The following is a 341-nucleotide window of genomic DNA, read 5'->3' as shown; positions in this document are numbered from 1 at the left end:
AAAATGAGCGGTTTTATCGTTGAAAAGGTATTGAACAATAACGTGGTGATTGCCACGCATCCGTCGTATGGCGAAGTGGTTTCAATCGGGAAAGGCATAGGCTTCAACAGAAAGAAAGGCGAGGAGTTAAGTCCGCAACTTTTTGATAAGACATTTGTTCTAAAAGATGTTAAGGAGCAGGAAAGTTACAAAAAACTGAAACCATGTTGCATCTATCTACAGAAGTAAAAGGAGAACTTCAAGATCCTGAAACTTCCTCGTTGGAGCTGGCGATTGCGCTTCATCCAACTCCGGCCGTTTGCGGCTCTCCGTCCGAATGGGCCCGGGAAGCCATTCAGGAA

At 45.2% G+C, this 341-nt stretch carries 2 pseudogenes; both read left to right on the top strand.

From position 1 onward, the window contains the following. Positions 1 to 3 precede the first annotated feature (3 nt). A pseudogene (locus tag CVN76_RS00635) lies at positions 4 to 204 on the top strand (CAT RNA binding domain-containing protein); the annotation flags it as partial. Next, positions 195 to 341 (top strand): annotated as a pseudogene (locus CVN76_RS00630) (chorismate-binding protein); the annotation flags it as partial. The pseudogenes CVN76_RS00635 and CVN76_RS00630, both read left to right, overlap by 10 nt.

It is taken from the genome of Bacillus sp. mrc49 (genome assembly GCF_002803435.1).
This window is presented reverse-complemented; position numbering and strand designations above follow the sequence as displayed.